Origin of the sequence: Bacillus sp. DX4.1, from assembly GCF_030348195.1 — a bacterium.
Taxonomy (GTDB): domain Bacteria; phylum Bacillota; class Bacilli; order Bacillales; family Bacillaceae_G; genus Bacillus_A.
The window spans coordinates 4125970-4145827 of record NZ_JAUCFT010000008.1 but is presented as its reverse complement, the minus strand read 5'-3'; the positions used below and the strand labels follow the sequence as shown (position 1 = coordinate 4145827).

Genomic DNA, 19858 nt, shown 5'->3' with positions numbered 1-19858 from the left:
CTTGGTGTTACAATTTTTTCACTTGAAATATATGTCGTACGATGTTTAAATTAAACTCGTGAGTATAAAAGTTACTAGAAATGAAACGTTTTCATTTCTGTTGACTTTAATCAGATAAAACAGAGCGGTTTGTGGTCTCATCCACACAACTACCAAGAGAAAAAGGGGCGAAAGACTAGATGTCAAAAATCATCGCGATTAATGCAGGAAGCTCTTCCTTGAAATTCCAATTATTCGAAATGCCAAGTGAAACAGTATTAACAAAAGGTTTAGTAGAACGTATCGGTTTAGAAGATAGTATCTTTACAATTACTGTGAACGGCGAAAAACAAACAGAAGTAACAAGTATACCAGATCATGGAGTAGCAGTTAATATATTACTTAACAAATTAACTGAAAACGGAATCGTAAAATCTCTTGATGAGATTAGTGGTATCGGTCACCGCGTTGTACACGGCGGTGAAAAATTTGATGATTCTGCTTTAATTACTGACGAAGTATTAGCGGAAATTGAAAATTTAAGCGAATTAGCACCACTTCATAATCCAGCACACGTTGTTGGTATTAAAGCGTTCCAAGCAGTACTTCCGAACATACCAGCAGTTGCAGTATTCGATACAGCATTCCATCAAACAATGCCGGAAGAATCTTTCTTATACAGCTTACCATATGAATACTATGAGAAATACGGCATCCGTAAATACGGTTTCCACGGAACTTCTCATAAATATGTAACACAGCGTGCAGCTGAATTATTAGGTCGTCCACTTGAAAGCTTACGTTTACTTTCTTGCCACTTAGGTAACGGTGCAAGTATTGCAGCTGTAGAAGGTGGAAAATCTATTGATACTTCTATGGGCTTCACTCCACTTGCTGGTGTAACAATGGGTACACGTTCTGGTAACCTTGATCCTGCGTTAATTCCATACATCATGCAAAAAACAGGACAATCTGTAGAAGAAGTTCTGAACGTATTAAACAAGAAAAGTGGTATGTTAGGTCTTACTGGATACTCTAGTGACCTACGTGACATTATTGCGAAAGAAGAAGAAGGCGATGAGCGTGCGAAAGTAGCACTTGACGTATTCGTAAGCCGTATTCATAAATATATTGGTTCTTATGCAGCTCGTATGAAAGGCGTTGACGCAATCATCTTTACTGCTGGTATCGGTGAAAACAGTGCAGTTGTACGTGAGCGCGTATTAGAAGGCCTTGAATTTATGGGCGTATACTTTGATGCAAAACGCAACAATGTATTCGGTGAAGAAGCATTTATCAGTTTCCCTCACTCTCCAGTAAAAATTATCGTAATTCCAACTGACGAAGAAGTTATGATTGCTCGTGACGTATTACGTCTTGGAGATATTGGTTAATTCGTCTGAAAAAGCGGAATCCTATAGGATTCCGCTTTTAATTTTAGTTGTAAGTAATTCGGTGAGTCTGTTTAGGTATAATATTTTTTCCTGATGCAGAAATACTTTAACAGTAATCCATTATGACTTCAAATGCCTTTGTACGTGGATACATGATTCCCCTTATACATTGGATAAATATCTATTTAGATTAGCATATTTGTGAAGAAATAGCGGAAATATGTTACAATATGAAAAAATTGAGCGAGGTGGTTGTTACGATGCTATCGAAGCGAGAACAAGCCATTTTACAAGATATTAAATATTGGGAACAGCAATTGTTGGAGCAAGAGTCTACCGATTTTCAAAAGATGTTTGATAAATGGTTACATGTTACATTTGCCAAATTGCCGGAGAAAAAGCGCAGCGATTTTATGATGAAAGCAGATGGATGGTTATTCCATCTCCATGCATTTATTCAAAGCTCGCAGTCACAGCTTGATGCACGCAATCGTATTTTAGGAACGGCACGGTTATTTGATGACTCCATTGAGCAAATGGAGGATATGAATTCATTATCAATCGACCAATTAACATACATAGCAGAGCAGCAGACAGCACGACATCGTCTTTATTCCTTTGTACAGGGCGGTGCAACAGGAGTCGGTGGCATGTTATTATTAACCGCAGATTTCCCAGTGATGATCGGGCTAAATGTGAAAGCCGTTCAGCTCATTGCGACATCATTTGGTCATGATGTAAATAAGCCGTATGAAATGATGCTTGCATTAAAGGTATTCCATGCAGCGTTATTGCCGGCACGGTTACAGCAATATGCTTGGTATAATTTGCTTCAGGAGCTAGAACAAGAAGAGGCAGCACCGTTCTTTTATGAAGGAGACGAAGAAGTATTAAACCCAGCTTCTGTACAAGTTGTGTTAAAACAAATTATGAAGACATTTTCAATTTATGCACTGCGTCGTAAGTTATTTCAAGGGATTCCAGTATTGGGGATCGCGATTGGATCCACGGTGAATTACCGCTTAACACGTAATGTAACGGAATTTGCAAATCGATTTTATCAAGTACGTTACATATTAGAAAAGGAAAAAGCATGAAAAAAGCGAGAGGCCGGAGCCTTTCGCTTTTTTTAGTTTGTTGCATGTTTTTTGGACATTGGAATAGATACTGTTTCTTTTTCTGCTCTTGGATAATAGATCAAATCCAACGCTTTTGCTTGAATGGCAATTGAAAGAATTGTAAAGGCAATTTCTGTCCATGTTAAATAATATAATGAAAGTGCAATGACAATCGCGTCAAGGGCGAAGAAAATTTGACCAACTGTAAATCGTGTTTTGTTACTCAACACAATCGTTAAAATGTCGTCTCCGCCAGTTGCACCACCGAATCGCAATATAAAACCGAGTCCAATACCAGCTAACGCTCCGCCTACTACTGCGGCTACAAATAAATTATTGGATAAATCCACCGTGAAAGGAGAATAGTTTTCCATTAAAGAATAAAATACTCCAAATGAAATCGAACCCATAAATGAATAACCGACCATTTTTTTACCTAAAAATGTAGCACATAGTAAAATGACTGGAATATCCATTAAAACAGTTGAAATGGACGGTGAAATATCAAAAAAGTTTTGTATAAATAACGCGATTCCTACAAAGCCACCTTCTGTTAAGTGGTTTTGAAAATGAATGTGATATAGCGTTGCAGATAAAATAAATGAACCGATTAAAACCATAAAAATTTCTTTAATAAATTGTCGACTTTGGATGTTCCTCATCGTTATTCCTTCTTTCCGTAGTTAGTAGCTCATTGCTCTTTTATAAACTAACTACGCCTACATAGCAGCTAGTTAGTTCATATACGCCTAACTACGCTATATATCACTGAAGAAATAACGAATTATCCTCTCGTCCATCAATTCTCCCTACTTTCGTTTTAGTTTAGGCTTAAAGTAGACTAAACAAAACTTGGAGTAGGATTTGTCATTTAGCAATCCTGCTCTCTTCCTTGTTTTGCTTAGCTTAGCGAGTATATAACAACCTAAACAAAACGCTATGTGTAAGAAGAGTCTTTTTTTTGCCAAATTATCCTTCGGGCAATCATAATTTCCCCACTCTCGTATTTTTTTCGCTAGACAAAAGTATCTAAGCTGAAAAACACGCTACGTGTAAGATTCGTCAATTCGATGCCACATGCTCCTTCGAGCGATCATGATATCTAAATCCTTTCTATAAAGATTTTATACTATTATATCATACTTTCTGAAAATGTATGTTGATGGAAGTCGACAATAACTGAAGAAAAACCTACATAATTTGCAGTTTGATAGGGTGTGGTTTTTAGTTTCTTTTACTTTTGTAATATAACCTTATTTATCACAATTTAAGGGGCGATAGGACCTCATCTAATAGTTGGACGATAACCGTTTATAAACAACAGAAGTGAAAGGAAGGTCGAATTTTAAGGGATATCAGGACCGAATTAATCCTTTTGATGATGATTTTCGTTCTTTTTCGTTTTGTCTTTAAAAAAGGCATCCCAGCTAATGACACTAAGAAAAGTTAGGATAATAATGAACAAAGGTTTCATGCTATATATGTTCCCTTCAAAATAGGATTTTGTAGTTAAAGCTCTTTTATTTATTATATGAAATAAATAAAAATATACGTGAAGGCTTGGTGAAAATAGATGAAAATCTCGTGTAGAAATGAACAATATAAAGCTATCTGTAGATACCGAATATTTATCCCGCATTAACGGGCAGTAAGACCCCCACCTCAAGATTCAGAGAGAAACAAAGAAGATAGGTGGGGGATAACTGCCCGTAAAAGCCCGATTGGTTCAACTAATTATCAGTGGGGGATGAAGAAAACCCCCACTGATAAAAGTTTCACTTTATCAGAAGAAATAATTCCATCCTTATTTTAATTTGGGAAAGGTGAAGATGAAACAATTACAATGGATGAGAAAACCATTGAATTACCTGATAACCGTTTGAATGAACCGAATTTATTAGATCTATATGAAAAAGGCTGGAATTATTATCAAAAAAGCATCTATATGTAGATGCTTTTTGTTTGACTTTTTTTCAATAAAGAAAGCGAATATGATGTATTTTATCCTGCATTAACGGTCAGTAATGCCTCACTAATCAAGGTTTCACCTTATTGATGTGCCTTCCCATCAGATATATTTTGAGTGAGACGATACCAAAGCCATAAATCGTTAATAATGGAGGCGAGGTCAGCAATTTCTGAATTGAGTCTACAGGAAATTTCAAAGTTTTCTTCGTTATTTAATTTATATTGTTTTTGATTAATACTATGCTCAAGATCTTTTATACGATCAGGTATTTTTCCACGAATTTGTTCCCACTTTAATAAAATGGCATGTTGTGTATTTTTAGGGATTTCTTCCCAGTCTTCTTGTAATTCAGGGACTTCAATCTCTAGATGTGCATCATATGTGAAATAGTGTTCCATATACATACCTCCATTTCCTTTTTCCATTGTACCGAAAAAAAGAAAGAAGTTCGACGGAATTATTTAAAAAAATATTTGCTAATATCCCTTGATTCATTTTGTAAAAGATGGTAAAGTTTGAATTAATATTAATAACAATGAATATTTATTCTTTAGGGGGATATAAAATGGAGAAGAAAAAAGTTGTGTTAGCTTATTCCGGAGGTCTTGATACTTCCGTTGCAATTAAATGGTTACAAGAGAAAGAATACGATGTTATTGCACTTTGTTTGGATTTAGGGGAAGGAAAAGATTTAGGGTTTGTTAAAGAAAAAGCACTTTCAGTAGGTGCTAGCAAATCTTATATGATTGATGTTCAAGAAGAGTTTGCGAATGAATATGCATTGATGGCGTTACAAGGCCACACGTTATATGAAGGTAAATATCCACTTGTTTCTGCATTATCTCGCCCGTTAATTGCGAAAAAACTAGTAGAAATTGCAGAACTCGAAGGAGCAAGTGCGGTAGCACATGGATGTACGGGAAAAGGAAATGATCAAGTTCGTTTTGAAGTGTCAATTCAAGCATTAAATCCGTATTTAGAAGTGATTGCTCCGGTACGTGAGTGGAAGTGGTCTCGTGAAGAAGAGATTGCGTATGCAAAAGAAAATGATATACCAATCCCAATCAATTTAGATAGCCCGTTTTCCATCGACCAAAACTTATGGGGACGCAGCAATGAATGTGGTATTTTAGAAGATCCGTGGGCAGCGCCGCCAGAAGAAGCATATGAAATGACATTAGCATTAGAAGATACACCAAATAAACCAGAGTTTGTGGAGATTGGATTTGAAGCAGGCGTACCAACAACATTAAATGGTACTACTTATTCATTTTCAGAATTAATTAAAACGTTAAATTCTCTTGCTGGAAAACATGGCGTAGGACGTATTGACCATGTAGAAAACCGTCTTGTCGGTATTAAATCACGTGAAGTATATGAATGCCCAGCGGCAATGACGTTACTTACAGCACATAAAGAGTTAGAAGATTTAACGCTTGTAAAAGAAGTAGCTCACTTTAAACCAATGATTGGGCAAAAATTAACAGAGTTAATTTATAACGGTTTATGGTTCTCACCTTTAAAACCAGCACTTGTTGCTTTTTTACAAGAAACACAAAAATCCGTAACAGGTACAGTACGTGTGAAATTGTTTAAAGGTCATGCAATCGTAGAAGGTCGTAAATCAGAATACTCTCTATACGATGAAAAATTAGCAACATATACAGTAGATGATGAATTTAACCACGATGCGGCAGTTGGCTTTATTTCTTTATTTGGTCTTCCGACAAAAGTATATAGTCAAGTGAATCAAAAGAAGGTGGAAGTGTGAGCAAGCTTTGGGGCGGCCGTTTTACAGAAAAAGCAGAGGAGTGGGTCGAGGAGTTTGGGGCATCCATCTCCTTTGACCAACAATTAGTACTTGAAGATATACGAGGAAGTATTGCGCATGTAACGATGCTTGCGAAATGCGGTATTGTTACAACTGAAGAGGCGGAAAAAATTAAAGAAGGTTTACAACATTTGCTGGCAAAAGCAAAAGACAATAAGTTAACTTTTTCTGTGGAAGCTGAGGACATTCATTTAAACATTGAAAAAATGTTAATTGAACAAATTGGTGAAGTAGGTGGTAAACTTCATACGGGAAGAAGTCGTAACGATCAAGTTGCGACGGATATGCATTTATACTTGCGCAATAAAGTGCAGGATATCATAAAAGCTGCCAAACAATTGCAAGTGGTCTTTGTCCACCAGGCTGAGGAGCATATTGAAACCATTATGCCAGGATATACACATTTGCAGCGTGCACAGCCAATCTCTTTTGGCCATCATTTGTTGGCATACTTTTGGATGCTAGAGCGAGATGTGAATCGTTATGAAGATTCATTGAAACGAATCAATATTTCTCCACTTGGTGCAGGGGCACTGGCAGGGACAACCTTTCCGATTGACCGTGCATATAGTGCAGAGCTTCTTGATTTTGAGGGAATCTATGAAAATAGTTTAGATGCGGTTAGTGATCGTGATTTCATATTGGAATTTCTTAGTAATTCTTCTATATTAATGATGCACTTATCTCGCTTTTGTGAAGAACTTATTTTATGGAGTAGTCAAGAGTTTCAGTTTATTGAAATGAGCGATCGCTATGCGACTGGAAGTAGCATTATGCCACAAAAGAAAAATCCTGATATGGCAGAACTCATCCGTGGTAAAACAGGGAGAGTATACGGCAATTTATTTAGTTTGTTAACGGTAATGAAAGGATTGCCACTCGCTTATAATAAAGATTTACAAGAGGATAAAGAAGGAATGTTTGATACGGTGAAGACGGTAGAAGGCTGCTTACACATTATGGCTGGTATGCTGGAAACAATGACCGTAAATAAAGAAAAAATGGGTCAAGCCGTGAAGCAAGACTTTTCAAATGCAACGGAAATTGCTGATTATTTAGCAAGCAAGGGACTGCCGTTTCGACAAGCGCATGAAATTGTAGGGAAACTTGTTCTTCATTGTATTGAAAAAGGAATCTATTTACTAGACTTACCATTAGCAACGTATCAAGATATGAGCCCATTATTTGAAGAAGATTTATATGAAGTTCTTTCGCCTTATGCAGCTGTGAAGCGTCGTAATAGTGCAGGGGGAACAGGATTTTCTCAAATAGAAAAAGCTTTGGAAAAAGCGAAAATGATAGTAGGAGAAACTGTAAAGAGCTAAATCTATATAAATTCATTTTGATTTTTCGACATATAGCCGCGGCTATGGATAACAAAAGGTGACCTGCGCTCGTTTTCTCTCTTTGTTTTCACTTGGCATGGGGCAGGAAAAGGATCTGACCGCTTCTATTCATGGCCGGATGCTCTCTCCCACCTAAAAAGAAGGGTTTTATGTCGGTTTTTTAATTTGTATTTATATATACTTAATAATTATTAGAGGATATTATGTTCAATCCAAGAGCATGTATCCTCTTTTTTTATGCATAATAGACTTCTTATCTACTATGTATAAAATATTTTAGAGAGAACAGTTTATTATAAAATGTATGGCAGTACTTTTAGATTTCTATACTATATTCATGCATCATTTTATAATTATTTTCAATGATTATAAAATGATGTTTCTCATGTATCGCTAAAAGTTGAATTGCCTGAATTAGGTTAGGATACTTGGCTATCGGATCTAAAAACACAATGTGTCCCGCAATATCTTCTTCTATATTTTTAACTAATGCTTTTATTTCATTTGTCTCGTTCAACAGCAAACGCTCTAATTCTTTCCCATCCATAGAATGGCGTATCTTTTTTGAGGGTACTAAAATCCAAGGGGCTTTCATCCCTCTTCCGTTTTTTTCTTTAAATTCTGCATAAATGTCATGTATTTCAGTTGTAAAGAGCGTATTTCTTTTCATTTTGGCATATGGAATAAGGACTAAAGAAAATTTAGTCGCGACTTTAAGCATTCTTAAAATTAAATATAAGTGATATAAATGCTCTCCAATAGACCATTTTCCATCTTCTTTTCGATACCATAGCTTTTCTTGTGACAGCAATTGTATTTTAGGGAGAAATTGACATCTTTGCTGATGTAATGCGTGAAAATGTTTTGATATACTTTCAGATTTCATTTATCAGAATCCTCCATTCTATTACACACTAAATCTTCAAGCATGTGACAAGTGACGTTCTAGTGATGAGGTGAATTTATGTATTCGTTTTATTTTTCCTAATTATATCATTATTGTAACTATTCCGTGTTTCGGAAGAGGGATATATGTTGGAACAACTCTAGTTCATATAAGATAGTATGCTTGAAAATCTAAGTTTGATAGGCTTGGGGTCTTACTGCCCGTTAATACGGGGTAAAATAAAAGCCTGGAACATATTTGTGCAAAGTGTGGAACGGTATTAGACAGGGATCATAATGTGAGTCTAAATATTTTGGGGAAAGGGTTAGAACAATTACTTGTGAGAACAACTGAAACTGTAGGGCAAGGTTGTGTCCAAACAGTATAAACGACGCCTGTGGAGAGTATGTAAGACTGTGCTTGGGTTACTCCCAAGCAGCAACGCTCTATGAAACAGGAAGCCCCTTCTTCAAACAACTCGTAAGAGTGTTAAGAGGGGGTCATTCACGTGTTATTAACAGTTCGGTCTTAATAAACTGCAACTGTACACTTTTTCATTATTCATACTTGTGCCTATCCTCTGTAATACGAATATACTCAATATCCATTAAATCACGCAAAAGAGCCCCATGACTTACTTCAACACCATGTCTTTCTTTGAAGTGCGAGCAAATTGTATCGAGCATTTCGATTTCTTTTTCACTTACATCCAAAATAATACGTTCATGATCTCCCATACATTATCCCTCGTTTCTTTTTTATTAATGTAACCAAACAGATATATTCTACCCTTAGTATTCTAAATTATGTATGTTGATGTAATTGTTGGAATAAAAGGGAAGGGGGAATGGTGAGGCATATTCATTTTATAACTCTGCCAATTGGCTACATCTATGTGCTTTTGCTTCGAAAGAAAATGACGGAGGATGCTAAGTAGACATATTTGGTGGTAGCTACGCTTATGATGGGATTCTGGTCGCTCAAGTTTCTACCTCCATATTTGTATGCGATTGTCATAGTCGTCATAGCATGTCTTATGTTTATTGGGAAATATGTAAAATAAAAAAACACCAAATCTTATACGGACTTGGTGTTTTCGTTATCTATTAAAGATTACCTTGTTCTTCTTCACCGCGTACAACAAGGACATCGCATTTCGCATAGCGAATAATATGCTCAGAGACGCTACCGATTAAGAAACGTTCTACAGCATTTAAACCAGTCGCACCACACATAATTAAATCCACTTTATGATTTGGAGCAATTTCTTTTGAGATTTTAGATTTTGGATTACCAAATTCTAATACAGTTTCTACTTTTTCAAGACCAGCTTCAGTTGCAGTTTTTTTGTAGTCTTCTAATAAATCTTCTGCGAATAGATTTGCACGCTCAGCAATCGCACGGCTGTATGCCTCTACTGCAGAGTATGCTTTTACATCAACGATATGAGCGATTGTTAGTGTTGCATCGTTACGCTTTGCAACTTGAATGGCTTTTTTAAATGCTTTTTCTGCTTCTTTGGAACCGTCCACTGCAATTAAAATATTTGTATATGTATTATTCATTGTAGATTCCTCCCAATTTGTTTTTATAACCCTTTACAACTTAATTATAAAACAAAATATGGTAACGTGCTTACCAGAAACGTTACAGAATTTTGAAAAGTCTGTTTCAATTCTTTTTAGTTGTAATTGTAGTAAGAACTTGTTACATATGAAGTATAGCAATTTAAAAGGAGGCATGTTTGTGAGACACGCGCTCATTACAGCCGGTACGAAAGGTTTAGGAAAGCAAGTAACAGAGAAATTATTGGCTAAAGGATATTCAGTGACCGTAACATATCACAGCGATGTAAAAGCTGTAGAAAAAATGCGAGAAAAATATAAACATATAGAAGAACGGCTGCAATTTGTCCAAGCGGATGTCACGAAAAAAGAAGATTTACATAAAATAGTAGAAGAAGCAATCGGCCGATTTGGCAAAATCGATTTTTTAATTAATAATGCAGGGCCTTATGTATTTGAACGAAAAAAGTTAATTGATTACGAAGAAGATGAATGGGATGAAATGATACAAGGAAACCTAACAGCCGTATTCCGTTTATTAAAGCTCGTCGTTCCTGTTATGAGGAGACAGCATTTTGGCCGTATTATCAATTATGGATTTCAAGGGGCAGATAGTGCGCCTGGATGGATGTATCGATCAGCATTTGCAGCCGCGAAGGTAGGACTTGTTTCGTTAACAAAGACAGTTGCTTATGAAGAAGCGGAAAATGGTATTACAGTGAATATGGTTTGTCCAGGAGATATTATTGGTGAAATGAAAGAAGCTACTATTCAAACGGCCCGGATGATAAAAGATGACAAAACGCCGATTGGTAGGTCTGGAACAGGTGAAGATATTGCGCGAACAATTTCGTTTCTATGCGAAGAAGATTCGGATATGATTACAGGCACAATTATAGAAGTAACAGGGGCAGTTGATGTTATTCATCGTTATCGACAAAAATAGATAAATACAAATTAAAAAAACGACATAAAACCCTTCTTTTTAGGTGGGAGAGAGCATCCGTTCATGCATAGAAGCGGTCAGATCCTTTTCCTGCCTAGACACAGTGAAAACAAAGAGAGAAAACGAGTGCAGGTCACCTTTTGTTATCCATAGCCGCAGCTTATATGTCAAAAATCAAAATGGATTTATATAGATAAAGTGAGTGGGGCGAACCAATTGGGTTTCTACGGACAGTGTATCCCCCATCTAGTTTCTTTTCTTTTTTTCATCTTGAGAGGGGGATATTATTGTTCGTTAATGCGAGGTAAATTCTATCGGAAAACTTGCATTATTTTTGTCAAATATTGAAATTTTATGTTAAAATATAAGAGTAGCGAAAGCGCTTTAAAAACTATGATTCAGGGGTCATTTTATAACTCAAGGGGGAATTAGTAATGCGTATCGGTATTCCAACAGAAATTAAAAACAATGAAAACCGTGTGGCAATGACGCCAGCCGGTGCTGTACATTTAGTACACAATGGTCATGAAGTTTTTGTTCAAAAGGGTGCAGGTTTAGGATCTGGCTTTACAGATGAAGAATACGTACAAGCTGGAGCAAAACTTGTTGAAACTGCTGAAGAAGCATGGAATCAAGATATGGTTATGAAGGTAAAAGAGCCAGTAGAAAGCGAATATGGTTATTTCCGTGAAGGTTTAATTTTATTCACATACTTACATTTAGCTCCAGAACCAGAATTAACAAAAGCATTAATTGATAATAAAGTAGTATCAATCGCTTATGAAACGGTACAATTAGACAATCGTTCTTTACCACTACTTGCACCTATGAGTGAAGTAGCTGGTCGTATGTCTGCGCAAATTGGTGCACAATTCCTTGAAAAAAATAAAGGCGGCAAAGGTATTTTACTTGCAGGTGTTCCAGGGGTAAAACGCGGAAAAGTAACAATTATCGGCGGTGGCCAAGCTGGTACAAATGCAGCGAAAATCGCAGTAGGTTTAGGTGCTGACGTAACGATTATCGACTTAAGTGCAGAACGTCTTCGTCAATTAGATGACATTTTTGGCAACCAAGTAAAAACGTTAATGTCTAATCCATACAACATTGCACAAGCTGTAAAAGAATCTGATCTTGTCATTGGTGCAGTATTAATTCCAGGTGCAAAAGCGCCAAAACTGGTAACAACAGAAATGATTCAATCGATGGAACCGGGTTCTGTTGTAGTAGATATTGCGATTGACCAAGGTGGTATCTTTGAAACAACTGATCGCATTACAACTCATGATAACCCAACTTATGAAAAACATGGCGTTGTTCATTATGCAGTTGCAAACATGCCTGGTGCAGTTCCACGTACATCAACTCTTGCATTAACGAACGTAACAGTGCCGTATGCAGTACAAATTGCAAACAAAGGCTACAAACAAGCTTGCTTAAGCAACTCTGCATTATTAAAAGGTATTAATACATTAGACGGCTATGTAACATTCGAAGCAGTTGCAGAAGCACACGGATTACAATACGCTGATGCGAAAGAGCTTCTTGAAAAAGCTCCTGCTTTATCATAATAGAAATGATTATGAGACCTTCCTTGTATAAGGAGGGTCTTTTTTGTTATTTAAATATTAGAAAACATATTGTGCAGTTTAAATGAAAGAAATTATAGGTAGCGGGGATATATTACTGGAATCTTATCATTTGGTGTGCATATTTTCTCTTGTTAATGCGATTCTTTTTATGATAGTTTGGAATTATATAGAAAATATGTGTATTAGAAGGGGGGATTTGATGGGGAGAAAGAGTAACCGGAAAAAGCGAAAGAAACAAGGTTATACGGGTTCCGATAAAAATGGCAACATTGTAGTAAAAAAGAAGCCCAGATCTAAACTTGTAAATGGTCTTATAGATGCAGCGAGCATTATTTATTTTGTTACTGGGATCTGTATCTTTGTTTATTTAGGGAATTTGGAGGTTCCATCTGTTTCTTTACATATAATGATGATCGTTGTTTTTATATTAATAGCAATTGCCTTATATGTTCTAGTGTTTGTAGAATTACTGTCGTCAGGAAGGGATGAAGGGAGTTCAAAGAGAAAAAAAGGTTCTTCTTATTCTTCAAGCGGATTTATGGACTACAGCAGTAACGACTGTAGTAGTTCAAGTGATGGAGGAGATTGTGGAGGTGGTGGAGATTAAAACTGAAAGTGATTTATTTTGAAATATTCCATTATTCAGAATGATGGAAGCTGTCACCAATAAAAATAGATTTGTAAAAAACGAGAGCATTAGAATGGAATAGAACGTCGCTGAAAGAGTGCACGGAAGTAGTAAATGAATTAAGGGGTGGGGATAAAGATGGAAAAAGTAAACCTATTAGAACTCACAAAAGATATTACAGAACAACATAAAAATTTTGTTGTATCAAATGTGAATAGCCATTGTTTACGGATTGCGGTTTTTACAGGGGAATATGATTGGCACTTTCATTCTAATTCGGATGAATTATTTATCGTATTAGAGGGAGAATTACTTATCGATTTTCGAGACCGAGATCCAGCTGTATTAAAACCGAATGATTCAATTTTAATTCCGGCAGGTACCATTCACCGAACAAGGGCAATTAAGCGCACTGTGAATCTTTGTTTTGAAGACTTAGAGGCAGATACGGTTATTGTGGAGAATGTATGAGAAGGTTAGCTTTAGCAGAATATTATACGATTCTTCCGGTTTTAGAAGAGAACAAACAGACAACCACTTTTGCCTATGCGGTATGCGATCAAATGATAGATGGTGAGATTTTTGTAAATGAGAGAGTAACAGCAGGAATGATTGCGACTGCTAATGGGATTTATTATTTGTTTGGAGATACTCATGATCAGGATTTTCAGCACGCTTTGTTTTTGTATATCCAAAAGGCCGTGTTAACAAAAGAGAAACGATTCACATTATTTGTTTCTAGCATAGATTGGGAGACTATTATTGAAAATCATTTCAATGATTCTTTTAGGAAAATCCCTCGAAAAACATTCCTGTTTCAGAGGGATATCTTTGAAGATAGAAAAAGAGAATTAGATGATTCTACATACAAGGTAATGAGTATGGATAAGAACGTAATAGAAATAAGTACTGAATTTACGGATCAGTATTATAAAGAATATTGGGGGGGAAAAGAGGAATTTTTGAATCATGGTTTTGGATTTTGTATTGTGCAAGATCAAAAGGTAGTGGCTGAATGTGCCTCTATTTTTAAAAGTAATCATTTTGCTGAAATTGATATCGCAACACATCCAGACCATCAAGGAAAAGGGCTAGCGCGGTTAGTTGCAACTTATTTCATAGAACATTGCATACAAAATAATATTACGCCATGCTGGGATTGTAATATGGATAACATTCCTTCGCAAAAATTGGCTAGTAAACTAGGGTTTGATCATCCAGTGGAATACGTTTTATATGTACGTAAGAAGGTAGAGGGATAAAATATGAATGTGGAATTAACAAGATTCAAAGTGAAGCCAGGAAAAAGTCACCGTGTTGATGAATGGATGAAGCTTCTAAATGATCATATGAAAGAAGTACTTTTGACACTAAACGACGAGAAAATGTATGTAGAGACAATTTTCCGGGAAATAAAAGATGGAGAAGAGTATCTATATTGGTACTCTGTTCAAGGAGAAGGCGGGATGGATGTCGAAAATTCTCAGCATGAAATTGATAAGAAGCATTTAGAGTTTTGGTATGAATGTATTGATGGGGAAACACCTGCTGTTGATATGAAAACAGAGGTTGTAATGATTCAAGATGTTGTTAAAGAAGCGATGAAATAATAGAATAGTATTCTTTACATGTAATGAACAGAGCGCATCAAAATGGATGGGCTTTTTTGTTTGCGGAAATTTTTTTGGAAAAGTTGTATACATTTCAAGCTCTCAAACGTTGAGTATATAGAAGGGAGAGCAGAATGAGCCATGATACGTTTGAATCATTATTAATAGAAAAGTCAAAAGCTGTGTATAGATACTTAATTAAGATTGGCGTCGGAAAAAAAGAAGCAGAAGATATTGTACAAGATACGTTGTATAAAGCTCTTCTGCTCATGGAGGAAATACCGTTAGAGCGATTAACACCGTGGTTATTCCGCGTTGCGATTAATCTACACCGCGATTTATATCGAAAAGAAAAACGATTAAATCCAGTTGCAATTGAATCGGTGGTCTTGATCGGTCAAAAATCATTAGAAGAAGTCCTTTTGACAAGCGAGTTTCAAGGAGAAGTACAAGAAATATTAGAGACGATGACAGAAGATTATCGGCATATGTTATTGCTGAAATATGAGTATGAGCTCTCTTATAAAGAAATCGCCGTTTTGTTAAGTATGAAAGAAGAAACAGTGAAAACAAGTTTGTACCGAGCACGAAATCAATTTAAGAAATTGTATAGGAGGAAAAATGATGAGTCGGAAGGACTTTGAGCTTGATATGGATAAGAAGCAGATGAAGGCTTTGATGAAGAGAGCGAAGCGGAAACAGCTTTTGCGAAACTGGATTATCTCTATTTGTTCCTCTGTTGTAGTTATAGTAGGCCTATTTTTAGGAACAACATATTTTTCTCAACAAACTTTTGAAAGAATGGAAAGAGAAGTGAATGCATTACATATGGTTCAAGGGCCTAATATACGTTTTAGTGGTACACTTTCTTTAAGTAATGGTATGTCAGGGCGAACAGTTATGTATAGTTCTTATAAAAATATAGAGGGACAGCCAGTAAAATGGGTAGATGAGATGTATGAATCAGGTTTATGGAATTATAGGATGAAGCACTATAATGGCGATCTTGTTAGATTAGATGAGGAAGAAGTCAATAAAGAGGGAGAGGCTGTTACGTTACCAGATTATAATGTCCAAACAATGCAAAGGGAAATGAGATTTTATTTACCGTTTGTTACATATAAAAATTATGTGAATGATTTAAATAACATTGGAGAGTTACAAAATAAAGTTGCGGAAGTAGGGTTATCTTTTGATAAAGCATATACAGCTGAGCAAGTTGTGGAGATGTTGCCAAAAGATATACAACCTGTTTGGTTTTGGGCTGATACATATAATGACAAAAAGGCTGATACTTATGTAGGATTAAAAGATCCTAAGAGTGGTGCAGTATTAAATGCCGAAATGGCTATAAATGTATTTGGGTTTGAAGGAAGTTATGCAAAAGTACAAGAAAATATTAAAAATGATCTAACAAGAAACTCAAAAGAATTTCTGTATCAAATGAAGTATTTAGCGGAGAATAGTGAGGGCATACCAAATGATTATTTTGATAAATACTATAAAGAAATAAAGAATACTCCACCAAAAGACCTACCAATCTACGGCGTAGTCGTAACAGGAAAGACAGAGGAATTACAACAGTTGCAAGGGGCTCCATATATAAAGGCAGCTGTAAGAGGTGTAACGGTTGAGAAACAGTGACTATCACTGATTAATGAGAATAGTTAGATAATTCATGTTATAATATGGAGAAAGGGGGCCAATATGAAGCAAATACATGGGGCAGTCTACATATACATAACGATGTTTTTTGTTGGAGCATCTTATTGTTTAGGACATTCATACTCGCACCCGATTTTAACCTTTTTGAATGGGGCTTGTATGGCAATTGCGATTTTTGTACACCTTTTCTCAGTTTGGATTGTAAAGTTTCAATTGAGTATTAGTGAGATGGAAGAAGGCACTTTTTGAGTGGCCTTCTTTTTTAGTAGTATCTGTTTAACTCTTTTAATAATATTTCAATTTGTTTCTCCGCTTCTTCACATATGGATAAGGCTCTTAATCTAAAGAACAAGCTTCGTAAGAACGATTTTACATTTCCATATAACGTTTCATAAGGCACAATAGATAATTCTGTTTTTTGAACTTGCATTTGATGTACTAAGGAATGAAGCGATGTAATGAGTTCTTTTTCATCTAAACCATTTTGTAACATAGCGACGATAGGATAGACAATTCGTTCATCTTCTTCATATTTGTAATAGATTGTATGTACATTTACTTTTGCTAACAAGGTTTGTAGTATTTCAGGATAATAGGAGGCTTCAAGTTTCGGATTTTTCACTAGTTCATCGAATGTATCGGAGACATGAGCGATGCTATGAGCCCAGCCTCGATCGTTAACATATCCACGGAAATCATGTTCTTGGTTCATGTATAAAACTAATTTGTCTTTCACTTCTAATATGTCAGACTGTGCTAAGAAGTTATGCTTTGTATCAGCATTTAGAATTAAAGCAATTAATAGTGTTGTAAATGATCGAGTAAATACAGCGTCCGTATCGTCTGTGTGAATTTTGTAAAATAAATATTGTTTGCTTACACTTTGGGATAATAATTGCTGTAATTGCATGTGTGCAATATGGTCGTTTGCTATTAGATGCCAAAAGGTCGTATAGATTAATTTGTCTCGTAAATAACCATCGGATGCACCGATATGTTGTAGCATGTTCGAACTTAAATTATCAATGTCTATAGCGGAATCTATAGCGTAATGATTCGCGCGTAATTCTTCTAATTGTTGCTGGAGTTGTTTCATAGTCTGCCTCCTTTTGATAAGGTATAAGAAAATTCAGTTATTTAAAAACAGAAAGGTAGCGATAAAGCTACCTTCTTTCTTATTTCACAAATTGTAATTCTTTCGGGAATTTTGTTAAAATTTCCACGCCGTCTTTTGTTACGTAAATATCATCTTCAATACGAACACCACCGACATTTGGTACGTAAATGCCTGGTTCGATTGTGAAGACCATTCCTTCTTTTAATGGAGATTGGTTGCCTTCTTTTACATCTGGATATTCGTGTACGCTAATGCCGAGTCCATGACCAAGGCGGTGTGGGAAGAATTCGCCGTAACCTGCATCTGCGATAACAGAGCGAGCAGCACGGTCGATTTCACCAAATGTAACGCCTGGTTTACATGTTTCAATTGCTTGTAATTGTCCTGCGAGTACAGTGTTATAAATGCGAGTTTGTTCTTCTGAAATATCGCCAAACGCAACTGTACGTGTAATGTCAGAACAGTAACCATCAATAATTACCCCTAAGTCAAACAGTACAAAGTCGCCGCGCTGCATTTTGTTTCCACCTGGTATACCGTGTGGTAGTGCAGAATTTGCGCCTGTTAATACCATTGTGTCAAAGGACATTTTATGTATGCCTTTTTTCTTTAACTCATGCTCGATAATTGCTAAAACTTCTAATTCACTGCGGTTTTCCTCGATGGCATTTACACCAATTTCAACAGCAAAGTCTGCCATGTAAGCGGCCTGACGTAAAATAGAAAGTTCTTTTTCATCTTTAATTAAACGAAGTTCGCGTACTTTTTCTTCAGCAGATTTGAAAGCTGCTTTTGGGAATAGTTTTGTTAATTCTTCATAGCGTTCTACATTTAAATGTTCTTTTTCAATTGCAATTGCATTTGCATCAATGCCGCGATCTGCGATTGCTTTCGCAATCATGTCCCATGGCTTGTCTGTATCAGTAAATCCAATGATTTCGTGTGCCCAGCCAGCGTTTCGAGCTTGGCCTTCTTCCATTTTAGGGCAGATTAAAATTGGTTCTTTTTCTTGGAATACAAATAGACCGAGTAGTCTTTCGTGTGGTTCACAATGGAAGTTCGTCATGTAGAAGACGTTCGGTGTAGAAGTTAAGAATGCAGCTTCCACATTTTTTTCTTGTAGCCATTGCATTAATTTTTCTAATCTAGTATTCATATATTTGCACCTCCGAGATTTCCGTTACATGTATAACTTTACATCGGATGAAAGCGTTATGACAAGTGAATCGCTATTTGAAAAGACAGGAAATTATGAAATCATGTAGAATAAAAGGTGTGAATGTAAATGAGGGAGGAATGTAAAGAATGAAAATATCTTATCACGGCCATTCAGTTGTGAAAATTGAAACGAATGGAAAAGTTATTTTAATTGATCCGTTTCTGACAGGTAATCCGAAAACCGATTTAAAAGCTGAAGAGGTAAAAGTGGATGTAATTATTTTATCGCACGGTCATGGCGATCATGTCGGCGATACAGTAGCACTTGCAAAGAAAAATAATGCAGTTGTTGTTGCACCGTTTGAACTTGCGACATTTTTAGGATGGCAAGGTGTAAATACGCATCCAATGCACATTGGTGGTTCACATGTATTTGATTTTGGAAAGGTGAAATTTACACAAGCATTCCATGGTTCTAGTTATATTGATGAAGATAACAAAACGATTACATATACAGGGATGCCAGCAGGAATCTTATTCACGGCAGAAGACAAAACAGTGTACCATGCAGGGGATACGGCGTTATTTTCTGATATGAAACTGATTGGCTCTCTCAATCAAATCGATGTGGCATTTTTACCAATTGGTGATAATTTTACAATGGGACCAGAAGATGCTGTGCTTGCAGCAGAATGGATTGGGGCGAAAGTCGTTGTCCCAATGCACTATAATACGTTCCCTGTTATTGAACAAGATCCACATCTTTTTGTAGGGAAATTAATAGGTAGTACCGGAAAAGTGTTAGAAGCCGGGGAGGCTATTACATTATAAAAAAGAAACCCTTCATTTGGATACAAAGTGAAGGGTTTTTTATGTGTGTAGTACAGGTTTGAAAGTCTGTGTTTGTTTTGGTGTTTCTTTCGTTTTTGGTAGTTCTTGTTCCGGTGTTTCATTTAACTCCATTGCAACTCTTTTTCCGTCTACGAATGCTAAGAATACTGCACCTACAACTTCTAAAAACTTTTTCATATCGCATCGCTCCTTTGTTTGATTTCTT

The 19858-nt window shown here is 36.2% G+C and carries 22 protein-coding genes and 1 pseudogene; 15 read left to right on the top strand and 8 right to left on the bottom strand.

All coding sequences use genetic code 11. The features are described 5' to 3' along the window. Positions 1-179 precede the first annotated feature (179 nt). Together QUF99_RS24100 and QUF99_RS24095 are read left to right on the top strand one after the other, a co-directional pair. Entirely contained in the window at positions 180-1373 is a 1194-nt protein-coding gene (locus tag QUF99_RS24100) for an acetate kinase (RefSeq protein ID WP_289373456.1), read from the top strand. A 260-nt stretch (positions 1374-1633) separates the two neighbouring features. Beyond that, complete coding sequence (locus QUF99_RS24095; RefSeq protein WP_289373453.1) at positions 1634-2470, top strand: EcsC family protein; 837 nt, start codon at positions 1634-1636, stop codon at positions 2468-2470. Between the two features lie 32 nt (positions 2471-2502). On the opposite strand, the gene QUF99_RS24090 is transcribed toward QUF99_RS24095, so the two are convergent. Together QUF99_RS24090 and QUF99_RS24085 are read right to left on the bottom strand one after the other, a co-directional pair. Continuing rightward, entirely contained in the window at positions 2503-3153 is a 651-nt protein-coding gene (locus QUF99_RS24090) for a YitT family protein (protein WP_289373451.1), read from the bottom strand. 1387 nt (positions 3154-4540) lie between these two features. Then, entirely contained in the window at positions 4541-4858 is a 318-nt protein-coding gene (locus tag QUF99_RS24085; RefSeq protein ID WP_289373450.1) for a radical SAM protein, read from the bottom strand. 167 nt (positions 4859-5025) lie between these two features. Here QUF99_RS24085 and QUF99_RS24080 point away from each other — a divergent pair, with 167 nt between their 5' ends. Together QUF99_RS24080 and argH are read left to right on the top strand one after the other, a co-directional pair. Next, on the top strand, positions 5026-6231 hold the full coding sequence (locus tag QUF99_RS24080; protein WP_289373449.1) for an argininosuccinate synthase: 1206 nt from the start codon (positions 5026-5028) through the stop codon (positions 6229-6231). Next, complete coding sequence (argH, locus tag QUF99_RS24075; RefSeq protein ID WP_289373448.1) at positions 6228-7616, top strand: argininosuccinate lyase; 1389 nt, start codon at positions 6228-6230, stop codon at positions 7614-7616. Before QUF99_RS24080 ends, argH begins: the two co-directional genes overlap by 4 nt. 337 nt (positions 7617-7953) lie before the next feature. Here argH and QUF99_RS24070 read toward each other — a convergent pair whose 3' ends face one another. Together QUF99_RS24070 and QUF99_RS24065 are read right to left on the bottom strand one after the other, a co-directional pair. Then, the gene (locus tag QUF99_RS24070) at positions 7954-8523 is read right to left on the bottom strand and encodes a DinB family protein (RefSeq protein WP_289373446.1); all 570 of its coding nucleotides are present in this window, start codon (positions 8521-8523) and stop codon (positions 7954-7956) included. A gap of 557 nt (positions 8524-9080) precedes the next feature. After that, positions 9081-9260 carry a ProA domain protein gene (locus QUF99_RS24065; protein WP_289373445.1) on the bottom strand — a complete coding sequence of 60 codons (180 nt, stop codon included), beginning with the start codon at positions 9258-9260 and terminating at the stop codon, positions 9081-9083. A 128-nt stretch (positions 9261-9388) separates the two neighbouring features. Here QUF99_RS24065 and QUF99_RS24060 point away from each other — a divergent pair. Further along, positions 9389-9586: pseudogene (locus tag QUF99_RS24060) on the top strand (hypothetical protein); the annotation flags it as partial. A gap of 43 nt (positions 9587-9629) precedes the next feature. Here the strand turns inward: QUF99_RS24060 and QUF99_RS24055 are convergent. Next, positions 9630-10088 carry a universal stress protein gene (locus QUF99_RS24055; RefSeq protein WP_289373443.1) on the bottom strand — a complete coding sequence of 153 codons (459 nt, stop codon included), beginning with the start codon at positions 10086-10088 and terminating at the stop codon, positions 9630-9632. A 148-nt stretch (positions 10089-10236) separates the two neighbouring features. Here QUF99_RS24055 and QUF99_RS24050 point away from each other — a divergent pair, with 148 nt between their 5' ends. From QUF99_RS24050 to QUF99_RS24010, 9 genes are all read left to right on the top strand, one after another. Further along, complete coding sequence (locus QUF99_RS24050) at positions 10237-11034, top strand: SDR family oxidoreductase (protein WP_289373441.1); 798 nt, start codon at positions 10237-10239, stop codon at positions 11032-11034. A gap of 434 nt (positions 11035-11468) precedes the next feature. Beyond that, positions 11469-12602: an alanine dehydrogenase gene (gene ald, locus QUF99_RS24045; protein WP_289373439.1), complete on the top strand. Its 1134-nt coding sequence runs from the start codon at positions 11469-11471 to the stop codon at positions 12600-12602. 220 nt (positions 12603-12822) lie between these two features. After that, positions 12823-13230, top strand: a complete 408-nt coding sequence (locus tag QUF99_RS24040) for a hypothetical protein (RefSeq protein WP_289373437.1) — start codon at positions 12823-12825, stop codon at positions 13228-13230. 159 nt (positions 13231-13389) lie between these two features. Continuing rightward, on the top strand, positions 13390-13722 hold the full coding sequence (locus tag QUF99_RS24035; protein WP_289373436.1) for a cupin domain-containing protein: 333 nt from the start codon (positions 13390-13392) through the stop codon (positions 13720-13722). Then, positions 13719-14513, top strand: coding sequence for a GNAT family N-acetyltransferase (locus QUF99_RS24030; protein ID WP_289373434.1), 795 nt, complete (start codon positions 13719-13721; stop codon positions 14511-14513). The genes QUF99_RS24035 and QUF99_RS24030 overlap by 4 nt, the downstream gene beginning before the upstream one ends. Before the next feature lie 3 nt (positions 14514-14516). Then, complete coding sequence (locus tag QUF99_RS24025; RefSeq protein ID WP_289373432.1) at positions 14517-14861, top strand: DUF6176 family protein; 345 nt, start codon at positions 14517-14519, stop codon at positions 14859-14861. A 134-nt stretch (positions 14862-14995) separates the two neighbouring features. Beyond that, positions 14996-15505, top strand: coding sequence for an RNA polymerase sigma factor (locus QUF99_RS24020; protein WP_289373430.1), 510 nt, complete (start codon positions 14996-14998; stop codon positions 15503-15505). After that, positions 15486-16505, top strand: a complete 1020-nt coding sequence (locus QUF99_RS24015; protein ID WP_289373429.1) for an anti sigma factor C-terminal domain-containing protein — start codon at positions 15486-15488, stop codon at positions 16503-16505. Before QUF99_RS24020 ends, QUF99_RS24015 begins: the two co-directional genes overlap by 20 nt. A 63-nt stretch (positions 16506-16568) precedes the next feature. After that, entirely contained in the window at positions 16569-16775 is a 207-nt protein-coding gene (locus tag QUF99_RS24010) for a hypothetical protein (RefSeq protein WP_289373428.1), read from the top strand. 13 nt (positions 16776-16788) lie between these two features. On the opposite strand, the gene QUF99_RS24005 is transcribed toward QUF99_RS24010, so the two are convergent. Continuing rightward, positions 16789-17622, bottom strand: coding sequence for a DUF2785 domain-containing protein (locus QUF99_RS24005; protein WP_289373427.1), 834 nt, complete (start codon positions 17620-17622; stop codon positions 16789-16791). A 79-nt stretch (positions 17623-17701) separates the two neighbouring features. After that, the gene (gene pepQ / locus QUF99_RS24000; RefSeq protein ID WP_289373425.1) at positions 17702-18799 is read right to left on the bottom strand and encodes a Xaa-Pro dipeptidase; all 1098 of its coding nucleotides are present in this window, start codon (positions 18797-18799) and stop codon (positions 17702-17704) included. Positions 18800-18948: 149 nt separating this feature from the next. Between pepQ and QUF99_RS23995 the strand changes: the two genes are divergently transcribed. After that, the gene (locus QUF99_RS23995) at positions 18949-19632 is read left to right on the top strand and encodes a metal-dependent hydrolase (RefSeq protein ID WP_289373424.1); all 684 of its coding nucleotides are present in this window, start codon (positions 18949-18951) and stop codon (positions 19630-19632) included. A 39-nt stretch (positions 19633-19671) separates the two neighbouring features. On the opposite strand, the gene QUF99_RS23990 is transcribed toward QUF99_RS23995, so the two are convergent. Then, the gene (locus tag QUF99_RS23990) at positions 19672-19830 is read right to left on the bottom strand and encodes a hypothetical protein (protein ID WP_289373423.1); all 159 of its coding nucleotides are present in this window, start codon (positions 19828-19830) and stop codon (positions 19672-19674) included. Positions 19831-19858: the final 28 nt, after the last annotated feature.

Excerpts from the sequence above, each read along its gene's own strand:
- QUF99_RS24070 (WP_289373446.1), bottom strand. The coding sequence starts at position 8,523 with ATGAAATCTGAAAGTATATCAAAACATTTTCACGCATTACATCAGCAA.
- QUF99_RS24065 (WP_289373445.1), bottom strand. The coding sequence starts at position 9,260 with ATGGGAGATCATGAACGTATTATTTTGGATGTAAGTGAAAAAGAAATC.
- ald (WP_289373439.1), top strand. The coding sequence starts at position 11,469 with ATGCGTATCGGTATTCCAACAGAAATTAAAAACAATGAAAACCGTGTG.
- QUF99_RS24025 (WP_289373432.1), top strand. The coding sequence starts at position 14,517 with ATGAATGTGGAATTAACAAGATTCAAAGTGAAGCCAGGAAAAAGTCAC.
- QUF99_RS24055 (WP_289373443.1), bottom strand. The coding sequence starts at position 10,088 with ATGAATAATACATATACAAATATTTTAATTGCAGTGGACGGTTCCAAA.
- QUF99_RS24005 (WP_289373427.1), bottom strand. The coding sequence starts at position 17,622 with ATGAAACAACTCCAGCAACAATTAGAAGAATTACGCGCGAATCATTAC.
- QUF99_RS24050 (WP_289373441.1), top strand. The coding sequence starts at position 10,237 with ATGAAGTATAGCAATTTAAAAGGAGGCATGTTTGTGAGACACGCGCTC.
- QUF99_RS24035 (WP_289373436.1), top strand. The coding sequence starts at position 13,390 with ATGGAAAAAGTAAACCTATTAGAACTCACAAAAGATATTACAGAACAA.
- QUF99_RS24080 (WP_289373449.1), top strand. The coding sequence starts at position 5,026 with ATGGAGAAGAAAAAAGTTGTGTTAGCTTATTCCGGAGGTCTTGATACT.
- QUF99_RS24040 (WP_289373437.1), top strand. The coding sequence starts at position 12,823 with ATGGGGAGAAAGAGTAACCGGAAAAAGCGAAAGAAACAAGGTTATACG.
- QUF99_RS24020 (WP_289373430.1), top strand. The coding sequence starts at position 14,996 with ATGAGCCATGATACGTTTGAATCATTATTAATAGAAAAGTCAAAAGCT.
- QUF99_RS24030 (WP_289373434.1), top strand. The coding sequence starts at position 13,719 with ATGAGAAGGTTAGCTTTAGCAGAATATTATACGATTCTTCCGGTTTTA.
- QUF99_RS24090 (WP_289373451.1), bottom strand. The coding sequence starts at position 3,153 with ATGAGGAACATCCAAAGTCGACAATTTATTAAAGAAATTTTTATGGTT.
- QUF99_RS24095 (WP_289373453.1), top strand. The coding sequence starts at position 1,634 with ATGCTATCGAAGCGAGAACAAGCCATTTTACAAGATATTAAATATTGG.
- QUF99_RS24015 (WP_289373429.1), top strand. The coding sequence starts at position 15,486 with ATGAGTCGGAAGGACTTTGAGCTTGATATGGATAAGAAGCAGATGAAG.
- QUF99_RS24085 (WP_289373450.1), bottom strand. The coding sequence starts at position 4,858 with ATGGAACACTATTTCACATATGATGCACATCTAGAGATTGAAGTCCCT.
- QUF99_RS23995 (WP_289373424.1), top strand. The coding sequence starts at position 18,949 with ATGAAAATATCTTATCACGGCCATTCAGTTGTGAAAATTGAAACGAAT.
- pepQ (WP_289373425.1), bottom strand. The coding sequence starts at position 18,799 with ATGAATACTAGATTAGAAAAATTAATGCAATGGCTACAAGAAAAAAAT.
- QUF99_RS24100 (WP_289373456.1), top strand. The coding sequence starts at position 180 with ATGTCAAAAATCATCGCGATTAATGCAGGAAGCTCTTCCTTGAAATTC.
- QUF99_RS23990 (WP_289373423.1), bottom strand. The coding sequence starts at position 19,830 with ATGAAAAAGTTTTTAGAAGTTGTAGGTGCAGTATTCTTAGCATTCGTA.
- QUF99_RS24010 (WP_289373428.1), top strand. The coding sequence starts at position 16,569 with ATGAAGCAAATACATGGGGCAGTCTACATATACATAACGATGTTTTTT.